The organism is Pseudooceanicola profundi (assembly GCF_050897955.1).
Taxonomy (GTDB): Bacteria; Pseudomonadota; Alphaproteobacteria; order Rhodobacterales; family Rhodobacteraceae; genus Pseudooceanicola.
The window spans coordinates 76362-93037 of record NZ_JBPAXZ010000007.1; the positions used below are offsets into that span (position 1 = coordinate 76362).

The 16676-nt window shown below is 62.8% G+C and carries 12 protein-coding genes and 2 tRNA genes; 10 read left to right on the forward strand and 4 right to left on the reverse strand.

What is annotated here, in order from left to right:
• Nucleotides 1–4 precede the first annotated feature (4 nt).
• The 3 genes from ACRARG_RS20825 (at nucleotide 5) to ACRARG_RS20835 (ending at nucleotide 3551) form a co-directional block, all read left to right on the forward strand.
• A complete protein-coding gene (locus ACRARG_RS20825) occupies nucleotides 5–2458 on the forward strand; it encodes a DUF3772 domain-containing protein (RefSeq protein ID WP_432691950.1) in 2454 nt (817 codons plus the stop codon).
• A gap of 87 nt (nucleotides 2459–2545) precedes the next feature.
• On the forward strand, nucleotides 2546–3382 hold the full coding sequence (locus ACRARG_RS20830; protein ID WP_432691951.1) for an endonuclease/exonuclease/phosphatase family protein: 837 nt from the start codon (nucleotides 2546–2548) through the stop codon (nucleotides 3380–3382).
• 79 nt (nucleotides 3383–3461) lie between these two features.
• A tRNA-Ser gene (locus tag ACRARG_RS20835) sits at nucleotides 3462–3551 on the forward strand.
• A gap of 109 nt (nucleotides 3552–3660) precedes the next feature.
• Here ACRARG_RS20835 and ACRARG_RS20840 read toward each other — a convergent pair.
• Nucleotides 3661–3984 (reverse strand): hypothetical protein, encoded by a 324-nt coding sequence (locus tag ACRARG_RS20840; RefSeq protein WP_432691952.1) that lies wholly within the window; start codon nucleotides 3982–3984, stop codon nucleotides 3661–3663.
• 1 nt (nucleotide 3985) lies between these two features.
• Entirely contained in the window at nucleotides 3986–4798 is an 813-nt protein-coding gene (locus ACRARG_RS20845; protein ID WP_432691953.1) for an HD domain-containing protein, read from the reverse strand.
• Nucleotides 4799–5266: 468 nt separating this feature from the next.
• On the opposite strand from ACRARG_RS20845, the gene ACRARG_RS20850 reads away from it, so the two are divergent.
• The 5 genes from ACRARG_RS20850 to ACRARG_RS20870 all read left to right on the forward strand — a co-directional run bounded on the left by ACRARG_RS20850 (nucleotide 5267) and on the right by ACRARG_RS20870 (nucleotide 11265).
• Nucleotides 5267–6862 (forward strand): OpgD/OpgG family glucan biosynthesis protein, encoded by a 1596-nt coding sequence (locus tag ACRARG_RS20850; RefSeq protein WP_432691954.1) that lies wholly within the window; start codon nucleotides 5267–5269, stop codon nucleotides 6860–6862.
• A complete protein-coding gene (locus ACRARG_RS20855) occupies nucleotides 6859–7062 on the forward strand; it encodes a hypothetical protein (protein ID WP_432691955.1) in 204 nt (67 codons plus the stop codon). Before ACRARG_RS20850 ends, ACRARG_RS20855 begins: the two co-directional genes overlap by 4 nt.
• Nucleotides 7059–8873: a glucans biosynthesis glucosyltransferase MdoH gene (gene mdoH / locus ACRARG_RS20860; RefSeq protein WP_432691956.1), complete on the forward strand. Its 1815-nt coding sequence runs from the start codon at nucleotides 7059–7061 to the stop codon at nucleotides 8871–8873. Before ACRARG_RS20855 ends, mdoH begins: the two co-directional genes overlap by 4 nt.
• A complete protein-coding gene (locus ACRARG_RS20865; protein ID WP_432691957.1) occupies nucleotides 8860–10098 on the forward strand; it encodes an OpgC family protein in 1239 nt (412 codons plus the stop codon). Before mdoH ends, ACRARG_RS20865 begins: the two co-directional genes overlap by 14 nt.
• A gap of 147 nt (nucleotides 10099–10245) precedes the next feature.
• Nucleotides 10246–11265, forward strand: a complete 1020-nt coding sequence (locus tag ACRARG_RS20870) for a LacI family DNA-binding transcriptional regulator (protein WP_432691958.1) — start codon at nucleotides 10246–10248, stop codon at nucleotides 11263–11265.
• Between the two features lie 13 nt (nucleotides 11266–11278).
• Here ACRARG_RS20870 and ACRARG_RS20875 read toward each other — a convergent pair whose 3' ends face one another.
• On the reverse strand, nucleotides 11279–11752 hold the full coding sequence (locus tag ACRARG_RS20875; RefSeq protein ID WP_432691959.1) for a disulfide bond formation protein B: 474 nt from the start codon (nucleotides 11750–11752) through the stop codon (nucleotides 11279–11281).
• Complete coding sequence (locus tag ACRARG_RS20880; RefSeq protein ID WP_432691960.1) at nucleotides 11749–12327, reverse strand: YqaA family protein; 579 nt, start codon at nucleotides 12325–12327, stop codon at nucleotides 11749–11751. Before ACRARG_RS20880 ends, ACRARG_RS20875 begins: the two co-directional genes overlap by 4 nt.
• Nucleotides 12328–12460: 133 nt before the next feature.
• Between ACRARG_RS20880 and ACRARG_RS20885 the strand changes: the two genes are divergently transcribed.
• A tRNA-Leu gene (locus ACRARG_RS20885) sits at nucleotides 12461–12544 on the forward strand.
• Between the two features lie 783 nt (nucleotides 12545–13327).
• On the forward strand, nucleotides 13328–16676 hold a 3349-nt coding region (locus ACRARG_RS20890; protein WP_432691961.1), incomplete at its 3' end, for an Ig-like domain-containing protein.

Here is a 16676-nt window from a genome sequence, read left to right on the forward strand (position 1 = left end):
GCCGATGGTCCGGCCGCTCGGTTCACTTCGATCTGCGGTCTGTCTGGTTCTGGGGCTGCTGTTCGTTCTGGCGGTCGCGCTGACGGGGCCTGCTGTCGCGCAGGACGGACGGCCGGATTACACGGCCTGGGAAGGCGTGGCGCAACGGGCGGAATCGGCGCTGGACGCAGGCGTTGCTTCGGACGAGGCATTTGCCGCCCTGCGTCAGGATCTGACGGTCTGGCGCGGCGTTTTTGAGTCTGCCCGCAGCGTGAATACCGGGGCCATCGCCGCCGTGCAGGCACAGATCGAGGCGCTTGGCCCGAGGCCCGAGGAAGGCGACGAAGCGCCCGAAACGGTTCGGCAGCGCGAGACGCTGAACACAAGGCTGAACGAGCTGAGATCGCCGGGTCAGCGGGCCGAGGTGGCCTTCAGCCGGGCGGATACGCTGATTTCGCAGGTCGATCAGATCATGCGGGAACGTCAGGCGGACAGGTTTCTGGAAATCGGCCCGTCGCCGCTGAACCTCGTCCTCTGGCCTCCGGCGATCGAGGCGCTTGGCGAATATATCTACCGGATGGGCACCGACCTGCGCGACAACTGGCGCAATCCGGCGCGGCGGTCGGCCTTTCATGACCACCTGCCACAGACGATCATCCTTCTGACGCTGGCAGTGGTTCTGATCGTGCGCGGGCAGCGGTGGGTCGAGATGCTGGTGTCGCGTCTGCATGACCGGCAGCGCACGGCAGAGCGCTGGCTGGCCGGTCTGATCGTGTCGCTGCTGCAGATCATCCTGCCCGTCATCGGGCTGCTTTTGCTGACCGTCGCCGCGCAGTCGACGCAATTGCTGGGCCCGCGGGGCGATGCCTTTGTCCAAAGCCTGCCGGCAGGCGGCTTTGCCTTTTTTGCGGCGCTCTGGCTTGGGGGGCGGCTGTTTCCCAGAAGTGAAGCGCTGGAGGCGCCGCTGGCGCTGCAGGGCGCCGCGCGTTCGGAGGGGCGGTTTCATTCCGTCTTTCTGGGCGTGGTGCTGCTGTTCCGGCAGATCCTGACCGATATGTCGGCCCGGGCCGACTGGGCGCCCGAGATCACCAATATCCTGAATTTTCCCCTGCTGCTGGTCGCGGCACTTGCGCTGTTCCGGCTGGGGCAATTGCTGCTGCGCCATGCAAGGGCGGAAACCGATGCCGGAGAGGAGCCTTCGCTGCGGACGTGGATCGTGTCGCTGTTGTCGCGGGCCACGATCATGCTGTCGGTGGCGGGGCCTGTGCTGGCGGTCTTCGGCTATTTCAACGCGGGCGAGGGGCTGGTCTATCCGATGATCAGCTCGCTGATGCTGCTGGCGCTGCTGTTTGTGCTGCAGCGGGTGATCAACGAGATTTATATTCTGTTCACCCGCAACCGCGAGGGCGTGTCAGAAGCGCTGACGCCGGTGTTGGCGGGCTTTGCCCTGCTGCTGCTTTCGGCGCCGCTGTTTGCGCTGATCTGGGGCGCGCGGGATACCGACCTGCTGGAGCTCTGGGGCGGGTTCAAGCAGGGCTTTACCATCGGAGAGACGCGGATCTCTCCCTCGGATTTCCTGACCTTCGTGGTTGTGTTCTCCATCGGGCTGCTGCTGACGCGGCTGTTGCAGGCCTCGTTGCGCAGTACGCTGCTGCCCAAGACAAAGCTTGATCCCGGCGGTCAGACGGCTGTGACGGCGGGGGTCGGCTATCTGGGCATCTTTGCCGCGGCATTGATCGCAATCACCTCGGCCGGGCTTGATCTGTCGGCGCTGACGGTTGTGTTTGGCGCCCTGTCCGTCGGCATCGGGTTTGGTCTTCAGAATATCGTCTCGAATTTCGTGTCGGGGATCATCCTTCTGATTGAACGGCCGGTCTCGGTCGGGGACTGGATCGAGGTTGGCGGCAATATGGGGTTTGTCCGCGATATCTCGGTCCGTGCAACGCGGATCGAGACGTTCGACCGGACGGATGTGATTGTTCCGAATGCCGATCTGATCTCGGGCACCGTGACGAACTGGACCCGGGGCAACCTTGTGGGGCGGCTCATCGTGCCGGTCGGCGTCGCCTATGGGTCGGATACGCGCGCGGTTGAGCAAATCCTGCGCGAGGTGGCCGAAGCGCAGCCCGTCGTGCTGCTGAACCCGCCGCCGTTTATCCTGTTCAACGGGTTCGGCGCCGATTCCCTGAATTTCGAGATCCGGGCGATCCTGCGCGATGTGACGCAGATGCTGGTCGTGCAGACCGAGATCAACCATCTGATCACCGAACGTTTCAAAGCGGCGGGGATCGAGATTCCCTTTGCGCAGCGCGACATCTGGCTGCGCAATCCCGAGGCGCTTCGGGGGGAGGCCGCTGCCAGCCCGCCGCCGCAGATGCCGCCGGCCGGGCCTGTGGCGCCGCGCGATCCGCTTGCCTCTCTCGACGCGACGGATTTCGAGGGGCCGGAGGGCAATGGGGACGGCGACGGCGACCGTTAGCGCGCCGCGCCGCAAGTCCGGTATTCCGCCACGTAGATGACATGAAGCCCGTGTTAGATTGCCCCTGCGTCATCCGCAGGAGGTTCCATGGTCACCTTTACCCATTCGATCGCCCGGTTCGCTGTCTGGAACCTGGCCGGCAATGACAAGTTCCCGGGCGGGGCAGGCACGGGCATCGACCCGCAGGGCCAGAAGGCGCTGCATCAGGCGCTTGGGCTGGCACTTCTGGACGCGGAGGTGGTCACGCTGGTCGAGGTCTTTCCCAAGGCGCATATCGAGCGGCTGAGGGAGCTTCTGGCGCTCAAGGGGCTGGATTACGAGATTACGCTGGCCGAACAGCCGGAAAGCCACCTGCATATCGGTTTCCTGCACAAGCCGGGGGTGGAGGTCAGCAATCCGCGGTTCATCCCGGGGTCCGAAGGGACCTATCAGGGCGGGCGGCAGGCGATTGCGGTCGACGTGCGGATCGGGGGGCGCTTTAAGGCGGTGCTGATCGGCGTGCATCTGAAATCCGGGCGGGGGCAGGATGAACAGGCCAAGCGCGACAGCCAGTGCCGGATCATCGGGGACTGGATCACCCAGCTGCACCAGACGCCCGGCTACAAGCATCATGCGATTCTGCTGATGGGCGATTTCAACATGATCCCCGGGCAGGATGTGTCGAACTTTCACCACCTTGGCGGGGCGGATGTAATGGACTTCGTCTCCTGCTGGGATCTGCAGGAGCGGTATTCGCATATCCTGGAAAGCGGCCGGGCCAATCTGCTGGACGGGTTCGCGGTCAGCCGGAACTACTCAACCCGTTATGTACAAGGCTCTCTGCGGCTGTTCCCGATGCACTGGACCATGCGGATGGGGCGGGAGAAATTCCGCGCCAATGTCTCCGATCACCTGCCGTTCGTGGCCTCGTTCAAACTTTTCTAAAAGTTTTTTGTCACGGGCGGGCAAAACCCTGCGGAATGCGGGTTGAACCCCGCCACAAGCTTTGTGTATGAGCGTCGGCGGAGAGGTGGCCGAGTGGTCGAAGGCGCACGCCTGGAAAGTGTGTAGGCGGGGAACCGTCTCGAGGGTTCGAATCCCTTCCTCTCCGCCACCGCCCCCTGTCGTTCCTGTTTTCCAATATTTGGCCCGCGCGTCGCCGGGATATGACCCGTGCGTCCCTTGCGGACCGAAGAGATCACACGCTGGCAGGGCGCAGGACTTCAGGGCCAGTTGATCGCATCGAACGCACGCACAATGCGACGGCGATCTTCGTCGCCAAGCCCCGGAACGCGGCGATGGCGCATCGCATCGATTACCACGGCAAGCCTGAGCGCATAGTTTTGTTCCAGCGGAACCGGCACATCGTGAAACTGCGCCAGTTCTGCATCCAGATCGGCCACGTCTTGCGCAGGCATATTTCTGAGTTCTGAAATATCCTCAAAGTTTTCAGTAGCATCCGAAACGAGGCGCCTGATCCGGACGAAGTCCTCGATCGTGCAGTCGAGATCAACGCCTCCGTCCTCTACCGTTTTGATCGTGATCATCCTATTCGCCTGTCTGCCGGGGCTGGCCGGAGATCGCCGCATACAGACGGTCGAGCGCTTTGCCATAGCGCTCCCCAAGCGACGCGGCCTTGTCGCCCGGCAGCAATGCCAGACGCGCGGGATCTCTGTTATCCGACAGATCGGCAATCTTGACCTGTATGGCCCCCAACGGGCCGGTCCGCGCGAGATGGTCGATGCGCTCGGCATAGGTCTGTTCGATGTCCGGCCGTTTGGTTACAGCCTCGACAATGCTGACGGTCTGGTCGCTATAGCCACGCCTGCGCAGCTCCCCGGCGCTCACATCGCAATCCTCGATCGCGTCATGCAGCAGGGCGGCATGTTCGGCATCCGGGGATGCGTCGGGAAACAGGCCTGTCAGGCGCTGATGGACCCGCAGGACATGCTCGACATAGGGGCGTCCTGCCTTGTCTGTCTGCCCTAGGTGAAGGTCCCGTACCCAGGCGCGTGTGTCTTGCAGCGACGGGGGCGGGGCGGTCCTGTCCATATGGGCATCTGTAAGGGCTTCGAGATAGGCGCGTTCGGCGTGCCAGGTCTCCACCGGCAGTACCGTGCTGAGGTGGCTGGCAAAGCTGAGGTAGCCGTCGAACTGAGCCCGGGTCATGGGCAGAGCCCCGCCGGCCGGGGGGATGGTCATCAGGCGATCTGTCAGGATGCGCAGCTCATTGCGCGGGGGCGTGCTCATCGACGCCCAGTCGAGGAGATGCGGGTTGTCGGCGGCATAGCGAAAGGCGCGCCGGACGATGTCGGCGGTCTTTGCGTCGAATGTGATGTCTGCCGTCGGCTGTGTCTGCATTGCCAAGGTGTGACACGATTCCCGCCTTGGGGGGCAGTCTTTATCATGAATGGTGTGAGCGGCTCGCCTGTGTCAGGCCCTTGGCGCGCGGCGCGCGACCGGGCTGCCGCAACGTTCCGGTCGCCTTGGAAACACGGAGGCAACTGCGCCGCGTCTCTGGTCCAGGGCAGGGTGCCGGGGCCGGATCGTCGGGATTTCGGGCGTCGCGTGGCCTCTGTCCCGGCCCCTTACGGCGCCCCGGCAAGCCGGAGCCGGATTTTCGACTGTGTCTCAATTGCTTATGCCGAAAAGATTCTGCAGGTGCCGCATCGATATCATCTTGTTGCGGGCGCAGAAATTGAGTGTATATTCGCCGATTGAGATCGCTAACGGCAGGTTTTCGCGGAGTATTTCGTGCCAACTTGCTTTCCGCAGTGCAGCGTCGATCTATATCAGTGTTCTCGCGTGACTTTCCAAGCAGGAGTATCGATGTCCGCACTCTCATTGCGTTCTGGTGTCTGTGCCGGAGGGGTTTCCCGCCGTGCGCTGTTGTCTGGCCTTGCGGCCGGGGCCGTTTGTCTTCCGCTGCGCGGGGTCGCGCAGGATCAGGCGGCATCCGGGTCGTCTGACTTTTCCTTCGACTGGCTGAGCGAGCGTATGCGGGAAGCCAGCGGTCACGAAATGGACAAGCCTCTGATGATCGACGGCGCTCTGGCCGAGCTCGATTACGATGCCTACGGGCATATCCGGTTCGACAGGTCGCGCAACCGCTGGCAATCGAGCGAAGGGTCGCTGTTCGGGATGAATGCCTTTCACCCCGGCTGGCTTTTCAAGGAACCCGTGCTTGTGCATGAGGTGATCGACGGCAAGTCGCGTCCGATGATCTTTACCACCGAGGATTTCGAATATGACGGGCTGGATCCGGATCTGATTAGCCGGCTGACCTTTGAGGGTGTGGCCGGTGTCCGGATCATGAACCCGCTGAACCGCGCCGATGTCTTTGACGAGCTGGTGGCCTTTCTCGGGGCGAGCTATTTCCGTGGGCTCGGCAAGGGAACGGTCTACGGTCTGTCGGCGCGCGGTCTGGCGGTGAATACCGGCATGTCGGAGGGCGAGGAATTCCCCCGGTTTTCCGAATTCTGGCTGGAACGTCCGGCAGAGGGGCAGGATCAGATCACGATCTATGCCGCGCTCGACAGCAAGTCGGTGACGGGCGCTTATCGGTTCGTTATCACGCCCGGCGAGGACACGGTGATGGATGTGACCGCGCGGCTGTTCCTGCGGCGTGATATCGCGCAGCTGGGCGTGGCGCCGCTGACGTCCATGTATCTCTTCGGCGGTTCCGATCCGGGCAATTTCGACGATTTCCGACCGGCCGTTCACGACAGCGAGGCGCTGGTGATGACATTGCAGTCGGGGGAGACTTTCTACCGCCCGCTCAACAATCCCCAGAAGCTGGCCAGCGCCTTTCTTGGTGCAGAGAACCCAACCTCTTTCGGTCTGGTGCAGCGGACGCGCAGTTTCGAGGAATATCTAGATGGCGAGGCCCGCTATCATCTGCGGCCCTCGCTGATGGTCGAGCCTGTGGGCGATTGGGGCCGTGGTGCCGTTCGTCTGCTGGAGATCCCGTCGGACCAGGAGACCAACGACAATATCGGTGCCTTCTGGGTGCCGCATGAGCCGACCCGTGCCGGGGATGCGCTGGAGTATCATTACCGCCTTCACTGGGGGCTGACCCCCGAGGGCGACGGAAGTTCGCAGCGTGCCCGCGTATTGCGCACCCGTGTCGGAAAAGGCGGCGTTTCGGGGGTTTCGGACCCGGTCAATCGGCGGAAATTCGTCGTCGATTTCTCTGGCGGGCTTTTGCGGGAACTTCCGGCCGATGCGGAGGTTACGCCTTCCGTCAGCATATCGAGAGGCGACATCGTGGAAACGGTCCTGTCGAAAATTCCGGGAACAGATACCTGGCGTCTGGTGATCGAAGCGCGGGCCGATAGTGGCAGCGTGGCAGAGCTCAAGGCGTCCGTCTCCGGCTTCGACAGGGTGCTGACGGAAACCTGGTTGTATCAATGGATGAAGTCATGATTCTGGACCCTGATCTGCACGAAGACCTATATTCGCAAGCCGAGAGGGCCATTGCGTCTGACAGCTGGCTTCCTCCGGATAGTCCGCTGGAGATGCCGCGGCAGGTGCTTGAGGATGAGGCGCGACGTCCGGGTGCCGTGTTCGCGCGCATCCTGGCGGCTGTGCTTCCCGGACCGGCCCGGGTGGCTGGCGGGTCATGAGCCGCAGTCTTGCGCCGGATGCACGAACCCGGCGGCTGCGTGCCTCTGCCCTGACGGGCGCTGCGGTTGCTGCTGCAGGCGCGACAGCATTGCTTATAGATGTCGCCATCCAGGACGGCGTCGACGTCTGGGACGTCGCGCGGGCCGGGCTGATGCTGATCACGACCGCCTGGCTGGCCTGGGGGGCGGCGCTTTGCTTTGTCGGTTTGCGCCGGTGGAACCCGGCGGGGCCCGAGCCCGACCTGCAGCAGCCGCATCCGCGCGTCGTGGTGCTGATGCCCATTTGTAACGAGGATCCGGTCACGACCTTTGCCCGGATCGCGGCGATCGACGCGTCTCTGGCCGACACCGGGCTGAGCTGCGATATCGCGGTGCTGTCCGACACGCGCGACCAGGCGGCGGCTGAGACCGAACAGGCGACATTTGCGCGGCTCCGGCGGGAGGTCTCGGGGCAGGGGCAATTGTACTACCGGCGGCGGACCGACAATTCCGGTCGCAAGGCGGGCAATATCGAAGAGTTCCTGCGCCGGTTTGGCGGGAATTACGACTTTGCCGTCATCCTCGATGCGGACAGCCTGATGGAAGGGGCAACCATCCGGGCCATGGTGGCGCGGATGCAGTCCGATGACCGGCTGGGTCTGCTTCAGACGCTTCCCAATATCGTTTTGTCGAAGTCCTTCTTTGGCCGGGCCATGCAATTTGCCGCCGGGTTTCATGGTCCTGTGTTCACGCGCGGGCTGGCACGGATGCAGGGCGCGACGGGGCCGTTCTGGGGGCATAATGCCATCGTGCGGGTCCGCGCCTTTGTCGACAGTTGCGGTCTGCCGGAGCTGGCAGGCAAGCCGCCATTCGGGGGCCATATCCTGAGCCATGACTATGTCGAGGCGGCGCTGCTGGCGCGTGCGGGATGGACGGTTCGTGTCGATCCGACGCTGGAGGGGTCTTTCGAAGAGGGGCCCGAGAATATCCTGTCCTATGCCAAGCGAGATCGGCGCTGGTGTCAGGGCAATCTTCAGCATTCGCGCCTGCTGCTGGCACCGGGACTGGCCGGGTGGAGCCGGTTTGTTTTCCTGCAGGGGATATTTGCCTATCTGGTCTCGCTGCTCTGGGCGGGGTTCCTGATTGCGTCGCTGCTGGCCACGGTCTTTGCGCCGGCGCCCGACTACTTTCCGGAGCCGCATATGCTGTTTCCGGTCTTCCCGAGCGACCGGACACGCGAGATTACCGCGCTTGTTCTGGGGATCATCGGGCTTCTGGTGCTGCCAAAGCTGGCCATTCTGGCCGAATCCCTGCGCTCAGGCCGCGTTGGAGGCTATGGCGGCCTCGGCAAGGCCGCTGTGTCGGTTGTGGCCGAGGTCCTGCTGTCGTCGGTGCTGGCGCCGGTGATGCTGATGTATCAGAGCCGGGCGGTGCTGCAGGTTCTCGCGGGGCGCGACGGCGGCTGGCCGGCCAATGCGCGGGGCGAGGGGCGGCTGAGCTTCGCCGAGGCGCTGCGCGCATCGGCCTGGATATCGCTGTCGGGCGGGCTGGCGGTGCTGGTCGTGTGGTATCTGGCACCGCAGCTGACCTTCTGGATGCTGCCGGTCTGTCTTCCGATGATGGCGGCACCTGTGCTGATCGCATGGACCTCCCGTCGTGTGACGGACCGGTTGTTCCGCGTGCCGCAGGAGGCCGAGGCGCCCGAGGTCGTGCGCCGCTACCTGTCGATTGCCGGGCGCTGGACGTCAGAGCCCGCGACGGCGGATGGCGGGGCCGAGGGCGGTCGGGGCGCAGATGCGGATATTGGGTTGCGAGCCGATGTCGCAGCCTGATACAAAGGTCCTGAGCTTTCCGGAAACGCCGCGCAAGCCGCGCCGGGTCCGGGATCCGCGGATTGATGCGTTTCGCGGGCTGGCGCTGCTGATGATCTTTGTCAATCACATGCCCGGCGTTCCGTATGAGGGGCTGACCTCGCGCAACTGGGGCTTCTCGGATGCGGCGGAGGGGTTCTTTATCATGTCCGGCATCGCCGCCGGGCTGGCCTATTCCGGCCGGTTCCTGACCCCGGGCCTGTTCCTGTCCGGCGCGGTTCCGATGTGGCGCCGGGCCTGGACCCTGTATCTGGCGCATCTGCTGCTGACCCTGTGGGCCATCGTCATCTTTGCCGGCGGAGCGGATCTGTTTGGCGATCCCGAGCTGATGGAGATGCATAACCTGCCCACGGTCTTTGACCACCCGGAGGAGGCGATTTTCGGGCTCGCCACGCTGGGGCATCAGATCGGATATGTGAATATTCTACCCAGCTATTGCGTGATCCTGCTGGCCGCGCCGCTGGCGATCCGGTTTGGCGAACGGCGTCCCGGCCTGGTCCTTGCCCTGTCCGGAGCGGTCTGGCTGGTGGCCGGTGCGGTGCGGCTGAATTTTCCCAACTACTTTGGCGGCGGCGGCTGGGCCTTCAACCCCTTTGCCTGGCAGTTCATCTTTGTCATCGGCCTGATGACCGGCATGGCCGCCCGCCGTGGCGAGGCCCTTGTCCCGCGCAGCCCGGTGCTGATGTGGATATGTGGCGGGTTCCTGATCCTGTCGTTCCTGTGGATGCATATCCCGCCGGTCGGGGCCATGCTGAACCGGGGTATGTGGCTGCTGGGGCAGGCGGGTCTGCCCTCGAACCTGGTGAGCCATGACAAGGTCTTCCTGGCCCTGCCACGGCTGGCCCATGCGCTGGCCCTGGCCTATCTGCTGAGCGCCCTGCCTGTGGTACGAAAGGCCTGCGCCACGGACTGGGCTGCACCATTGCGGCTGATGGGGCGGCAGGGGCTTCTCGTCTTCTGTGCCGGGACGCTGATGGCGCTAACCGGGCAGGTGATCTTGCATGGATTGGCGCCGCAGGTCTGGCCGGGCTGGGTGCTGCCGCCCGTGGGCCTGTCGGTGCTGCTGGCGATTGCCTGGCTGGCAGACCGGTCGCGGAATACGCCGGCACCTGTGCCGCCGGTCTCTGTCCCCGGTCCGCAGCAGGAGCATGTCATTGGCGGAAGGGAAAGCTTGGCAAAAGCATGACAGGCGTCGTATAGGGAAGATAAGCGAAGGGACCGGCGACGTTGAAGAGGAGCAACGTCGCCGGATTTTTTTTGTTGCGCGCGAGGCGCGTAGAGGTTGGTCGCCGTCGCGTCATATCCGGCGGAGCGTGGCAGAAAAGGGGGGCAGATGCCCAAGAGCAAAGTGACGATCCGGGATGTCGCTCGCGAGGCGGGCGTCTCGATCGGAACGGCCAGCCGCGCCATCAACGACGCCCCCGGGGTTCAGGGGCGGACGCGGGATCTTGTTCTGGCGGCGGCGCGTGCGCTGGATTATCAGCCGAATGCCGCGGCCCGGGCCCTGCGCTCGCGCAGCTCGCGCCTGATCGGATGTCTGTTTGCGGATGTTGAAAACCCCCTGTTCGCACGGCTCTACAATGCGTTGCAGGACCGGTGGGCGGAGGAGGGGTTCGTGACCATGCTCTCGACCACCTCGGGGCGGCTGGACCGGGAGATCAGATCGCTGGAGATCTTTGTGGAACGGGGGCTGGATGCGATTGTGATCGCCCCGAACCATGAACGGGATCCGGGCCTGCTGCATGTGCTGAAGAATTTCCCGGCACCCGTCTTTATCCTCGACCGGGATATGGCCGTCCCGGGGGACCGGCTGCTGTTCGATCACCAAGGTGCCATGCGGGCGGCTGTGCAGTATCTGGCGGCGCTTGGGCACAGGGATATCTTGCCGGTCCTGTCGCATGGGGACAGCCGGCCCGGGCAGCTGCGACATGCGGGCTTTGACATGGCCATGCGAGAGGCCGGTCTGCCGGTGTTCGGAAAGATCGAGCCCGAGACGCAGAATTCCCTGGTCTTCAATGAGATAGTCGAGGTCTTCTCAGGTGGTGCACGACCTTCGGCGCTGATCGTTCAGGGCACGCAGATCCTGTCGTCGACGCTTAATGCGCTGGCCAGTCTGGGGCTGCGCATTCCCGACGATATCTCGGTCATGGCCATTGGTGACAGTGACATGACGCGGGGACATGTGCCGCCGATCACGACCATGGCGCTGGATCATCTGGAAACGGTCCGGCGGATTGCGGACCCGGTGCTCACCCGGATCAAGGGGCTTGACCAGGATGACGACACCGGGGCGCTGCAGGCTTACAGCCTGATCGAACGCGCATCCTGTATCAAGGCAGGTTCGGGCGGTTAGGTCCTGATCCCGCTCAGGAACTTTGGGCCCGTCCGCGTTGCGCGGCCAAGATCCATATCGCAGTAAGGACCAGGGCGATCAGGGCGTTCCAGCTGGCCATGGACAGGCCCAGCAGGGACCAGGCGACCTCATCGCAGCGGATGAGCGGGGCGTTCATGATCTGATCGAACAGCTGATCCGCGGTCATCCCGCCGGTCCCGGAGGAGGTGCAGCTGCTGGGCCCTTCCCACCAGCCACGCTCTACGCCGGTATGGTAGAGGCCAATTGCCGCGGTTGTCGCCGCGGCACAGGCGCCCAGCCAGGCCAGCACGGTCTGGCGTGTCGCAAGCACGATCACACCGATCAGGACGGCCGCGGCATGCGGCCAGCGCTGCAAGAGGCACAGGTGGCAGGGTGCGAGGCCGCCGAGATATTGAAAGGCAAAGGCACCTGCGAGCAGGGCCAGCGATCCGGCAGAGGCCAGGAGGACGAGGAGACGTGTGTTCATAGGAACCGTATGGCGACGAATCCGCCGACAAGGACAAGGAAAAATATCGTGAACACAAGGCCCAGACGCTTTTCAATGAAATGGCGGACGGATTCGCCGAAGTACCACAGTAGCCCGGCGACGATGAAAAAACGCAGGGCGCGGGCGACGATGCTGGTGACGATAAAGGTGACCACAGGCATGCCGGTCCAGCCGGCCATGATGGTAATGACCTTGAACGGGAAGGGCGTGATGCCCGCGCCAAGAACGGCCCAGAAACCGGCATCGACAAAGGTCGCGTTGAATTCTGCCATGGCGTCGGCCTTGCCAAAGGCATTCAGGATCGGGGCCCCGATCGTGTCGAAGGCAAGCGCCCCGATCATATAGCCCGCCAGCCCGCCCAGAACGGAGGCCGCTGTGCAGACCGTGGCAATCAGGAAGGCCCGGCTGGGGCGCGCGACGATCATGGGGATCATCAGCAGGTCGGGCGGTATGGGGAAAAACGACGCCTCGGCAAAGGATATAGCGGCCAGCACCCATAGGGCATTATGGTGATCCGCCATGCGGAGCGTCCATTCGTACAGCTTTCTGATCATGAGCCTTCCGCCATTTCGCACTTGCAGAAACCACGCCGTTTCCGCGCGGTCAAGGCATGGCGGCTGCGGCTATTGGATCTGGACGGGATGCCGCTGCGGCGTTACAGGGAAGCGCGTGGTTCGGCCACGCTTTGCCCAAGTGGCGGAATGGTAGACGCAGGGGATTCAAAATCCCCCGCCTTCGGGCGTGCCGGTTCGAGTCCGGCCTTGGGTACCACCGGCCTGTCCGGTTCCGTGAATCTTTCGATCTCGATACGACGTCGCAGTGCTTGCGTGCGGCCGGTCTGGCTGCGCGCGGGGTGGGGTATTCGCGGTACTCAGACAGATGACACAAAGTTTGCGCAATCCACTGTTGATTCGGGGGGAGTCCCTGGCCCGCTGCCACAATTGGAGAACCAATCAGGCCAAAAATTCGGGCATTGGTCAGAAGATTTCTACAACTCTAGGGGTGCATCCGTGTGAATGCGGAGAAAAAGAGGCACTTCTCCTGCATCTTTGATGTTTCCGATTGCGAAACCGCTGGACAGCAAGTTTGTCAGGAAAATTTCTGCATCGGCCAACAAAGGTTAAGGATTGTTTACCTTTTGGCCGGGGCAATTGTTTCCAAACAGTGCCGTAAATTTCGCGGGGAGCCGCGAGAACGCGGTTTCGGGGGGCGGAATTGTGACGCTCCGGTGAACGGTTATCACAGATTTATCGCGGTTTTTCCCTTTGTTTGCCGATAAGCGCCGCTTAAAAGAGTGTGTGCCCGACTGGGGGGCACAAGACTGCTGGCCATGGGGCGGCCACCAAATGTCAGGCATCCGGATGGATGCGTGTGCGGGATCGTTGTCCCATCACCTGAATGGTGAGGGAAGGGGATACGGGAAACCGGGATCGCCTGTGCCGCAACGCAGAAAACGGTTGTTACGATGGAACTGGAGACGGTGTCGCGGCGCGCGCACCGGGCCGCAACACCTGACGGGTCGTTTTGATCCCGATGGAGCTAAAGGGTGAGAAAATGACTGGGTTTCTGTTCTGGGACTGGTGGAACAAGGATCATGACACAAGCGGCGGCAGCAGTGGCGGCGGCAGCTCGGTCAAGCCTGACGGGATCGTCGAGGGCACATCCGGCAATGATGTCATGGGTGTCACGTTCACGGATGTGGATGGCGACAAGATGGACGGAAACGATGCGCTGCTCGCCGGTGAAAAAGGCGATCAGGACATCGTGGTTGCGGGCAAGGGCAACGACAAGGTCTATTCCGGCAGCGGCGATGACGAAGTCTACGGCGGCGGCGACAACGATTCATTGTATGGCGGTACCGGCGATGATGTTCTTTATGGAGACGAGGTTCGTTCCAGCGCGCCCGCGGACACCGGCTCCAAGACCATCGACTGCAAATCTTTCTGGGATTACGACAAGGACTGCACCAAGTGGTTCGACTGGGGCGGTCTGAAATGCTCCAAGCTCAGCTGGTTCGACAGCTGGGACAACCATCTGCAATTCGATTTTGGCGGGAAATGCGATCTTAAATCGCTGACCTTCGACAATGCGTACAAAGGCTGCAAACTGAAGCTGTTCGACGACAAGGGCAATGTTCTGAAAGAACTGACCGTGTCGACGTCCAAGGATATCCTGACGCTCGATCTGGATATCAAGGGCTGTGTCGCGATTGAAATCTGGACGAATAACGGCTGTGAGGTCAAAGACTTCAACTACACGCCGGACGGGTCCTACGATACCTCCATCGAAGGTGGCGTTCCGGGTGACGATCTGCTTGTCGGTGGTCTGGGCAACGATACCGCATTCGGCAATGCCGGCGATGACACGATCAAGGGCGACGAAGGCAACGACAAGCTTTACGGCAATTCCGGCGACGACTCCATCGAGGGCGGCTCGGGCAATGACGTCATCTACGGCGACAATGCCGGCGAAGGCGGATCCACCGGTGGTTCCGGTGAGCGCGAGAGCTTTGAATGGGACAAGGCGCCCGATCCGAACGGCCATGGTGCCCCGGAAGACGGGGATGACCTGTCCGGTGGGTTCACACAGGATACCGGGTCGGTTGTGGTTACCTTCTCGGTGATCGGCACCAATGAATCGCCGCAGACCTATTTCCAGGACGACCAGCAGAAAGTTCATTCGATCACGACCGATGGCAACTCGGCCGACAGCCGTTCGTCTGTTGCCTCGCGCCTGAACTCGGATGACGAAAGCGCCACCTATCAGTGGGAATTCTCCTCTGATGTCGGCAATGTTTCCTTCCGGATCAATGACATCGATTCCGACTCTCGTGTTACCGTGCAGGCCTATGATGCCGACGGTAACCTTGTCGAAATCGATGTCCGCGCCGAATGGGGCACGCATCTGACGCTGAGCGATGCCGATGGCGTTGGCGGCAGCGAGATCATCTCGCACCGCGGCGACGACACCGGGCCGGATACCGATCCCGATCATTCCGTTCTGGTGAATATCCCCGGCCCGATCAGCCGGCTGGTCATCACGCATGAGCAGGACGGTCACGATACCTCCGAGATCAACATCACCGATATCTATTTCGACGCTCTGGAAGGCACGCCTTCCGGTGATGGCGATGGCAACGACACGCTGCTGGGCGGGTCGGGCGACGATTCGATCTTCGGCGAAGGCGGGGATGATTCCGTTGTCGGTGGCGAAGGCGCCGACGATATGTCTGGCGGTGACGGCAATGACACCTTCACGGTCAGCAGTGCGGCCGAGGGTGCAGGTGACACGATCGTCGGCGGCAATGGTCCCGACGAAAACACCGACCTCGATATTCTCGACCTGCGCGGTGCGGGCAGGGTCACCATCAACGCAACCAGCGACGGTACGGATGCGGGCTCCCAGTCGGGCACCGTCACCTTCGCCGATGGCAGCGTGCTGACCTTCAGCCAGATCGAACAAATCCTGACCGATCCGCAGAACGAGACGCCGGATGCGGTAGACGACACGGCCTCTGTCGATGAAGACGGCACCGTCACCATCGACGTTCTGGCCAATGACACCGACCCGGACGGCGATCCGCTGACCATCTCGTCGGTCGAACAGCCCGACAATGGCACGGTCGAGATCGTCGGCGGCCAGTTGGTCTACACGCCGGATCCGGATTTCAACGGCACCGAAACGATCACCTATACCGTGACGGACCCCTCCGGCGCGACGGATACGGCGACCGTGACCATTACGGTGAACCCGGTGAACGACGCCCCCGAGGCGATGGACGATGTGGCCTCCACTGACGAGGACGCACCGGTCACCATCGACGTGCTGGCCAACGACACCGATGTCGACGGTGATCCGCTGACCATCCAGTCGGTCGAACAGCCCGCCAATGGCACGGTCGAGATCGTGGACGGCAAGCTGGTCTACACGCCGGATGAGAACTTCAACGGCGAGGACACGATCACCTACACGGTGACCGATCCGAACGGCAACACCTCCACCGCGACGGTGGTGGTGACCGTGGACCCGGTGAACGATGCGCCCGAGGCTGTGGATGACACGGCCGAGACGGATGAGGATACCCCCGTCACCATCGACGTGCTGGCCAATGACACCGATGTCGACGGCGACGATCTGACCATCCAGTCGGTCGAACAGCCTGCCAATGGCACGGTCGAGATCGTGGATGGCAAGCTGGTCTACACCCCGGATCCGGATTTCTCCGGCACAGAGACGATCACCTATACGATTGTCGATGAAGAGGGTCTGACCGATACGGCCACCGTGACCGTGACCGTCAATGACGTGAACGACGCGCCGACCGCGGTTGACGATACTGCCGATACCGATGAGGACACCCCCGTCACCATCGACGTGCTGGCCAATGACACCGATCCGGATGGCGACCCGCTGACCATCGCGTCGGTCGAACAGCCCGCCAATGGCACGGTCGAGATCGTGGACGGCAAGTTGGTCTACACGCCGGACGAGAACTTCAACGGCGAGGACACGATCACCTACACGGTGACCGATCCGGACGGCAACACCTCGACCGCGACGGTGGTGGTGACCGTGGACCCGGTGAACGATGCGCCCGATGCCGTGGATGACACGGCCGAGACGGATGAGGATACCCCCGTCACCATCGACGTGCTGGCCAATGACACCGATGTCGACGGCGACGATCTGACCATCCAGTCGGTCGAACAGCCCGCCAATGGCACGGTCGAGATCGTGGATGGCAAGCTGGTCTACACCCCGGATCCGGATTTCTCCGGCACAGAGACGATCACCTATACGATTGTCGATGAAGAGGGTCTGACCGATACGGCCACCGTGACCGTGACCGTCAATGACGTGAACGACGCGCCGACCGCGGTTGACGATACTGCCGATACCGATG

Coding starts and splice junctions, on each gene's coding strand:
- ACRARG_RS20870 (WP_432691958.1), top strand. CDS start 10,246: ATGCCCAAGAGCAAAGTGACGATCCGGGATGTCGCTCGCGAGGCGGGC.
- ACRARG_RS20875 (WP_432691959.1), bottom strand. CDS start 11,752: ATGAACACACGTCTCCTCGTCCTCCTGGCCTCTGCCGGATCGCTGGCC.
- ACRARG_RS20840 (WP_432691952.1), bottom strand. CDS start 3,984: ATGATCACGATCAAAACGGTAGAGGACGGAGGCGTTGATCTCGACTGC.
- ACRARG_RS20855 (WP_432691955.1), top strand. CDS start 6,859: ATGATTCTGGACCCTGATCTGCACGAAGACCTATATTCGCAAGCCGAG.
- ACRARG_RS20880 (WP_432691960.1), bottom strand. CDS start 12,327: ATGATCAGAAAGCTGTACGAATGGACGCTCCGCATGGCGGATCACCAT.
- ACRARG_RS20830 (WP_432691951.1), top strand. CDS start 2,546: ATGGTCACCTTTACCCATTCGATCGCCCGGTTCGCTGTCTGGAACCTG.
- ACRARG_RS20825 (WP_432691950.1), top strand. CDS start 5: ATGGTCCGGCCGCTCGGTTCACTTCGATCTGCGGTCTGTCTGGTTCTG.
- ACRARG_RS20845 (WP_432691953.1), bottom strand. CDS start 4,798: ATGCAGACACAGCCGACGGCAGACATCACATTCGACGCAAAGACCGCC.
- mdoH (WP_432691956.1), top strand. CDS start 7,059: ATGAGCCGCAGTCTTGCGCCGGATGCACGAACCCGGCGGCTGCGTGCC.
- ACRARG_RS20850 (WP_432691954.1), top strand. CDS start 5,267: ATGTCCGCACTCTCATTGCGTTCTGGTGTCTGTGCCGGAGGGGTTTCC.
- ACRARG_RS20865 (WP_432691957.1), top strand. CDS start 8,860: ATGTCGCAGCCTGATACAAAGGTCCTGAGCTTTCCGGAAACGCCGCGC.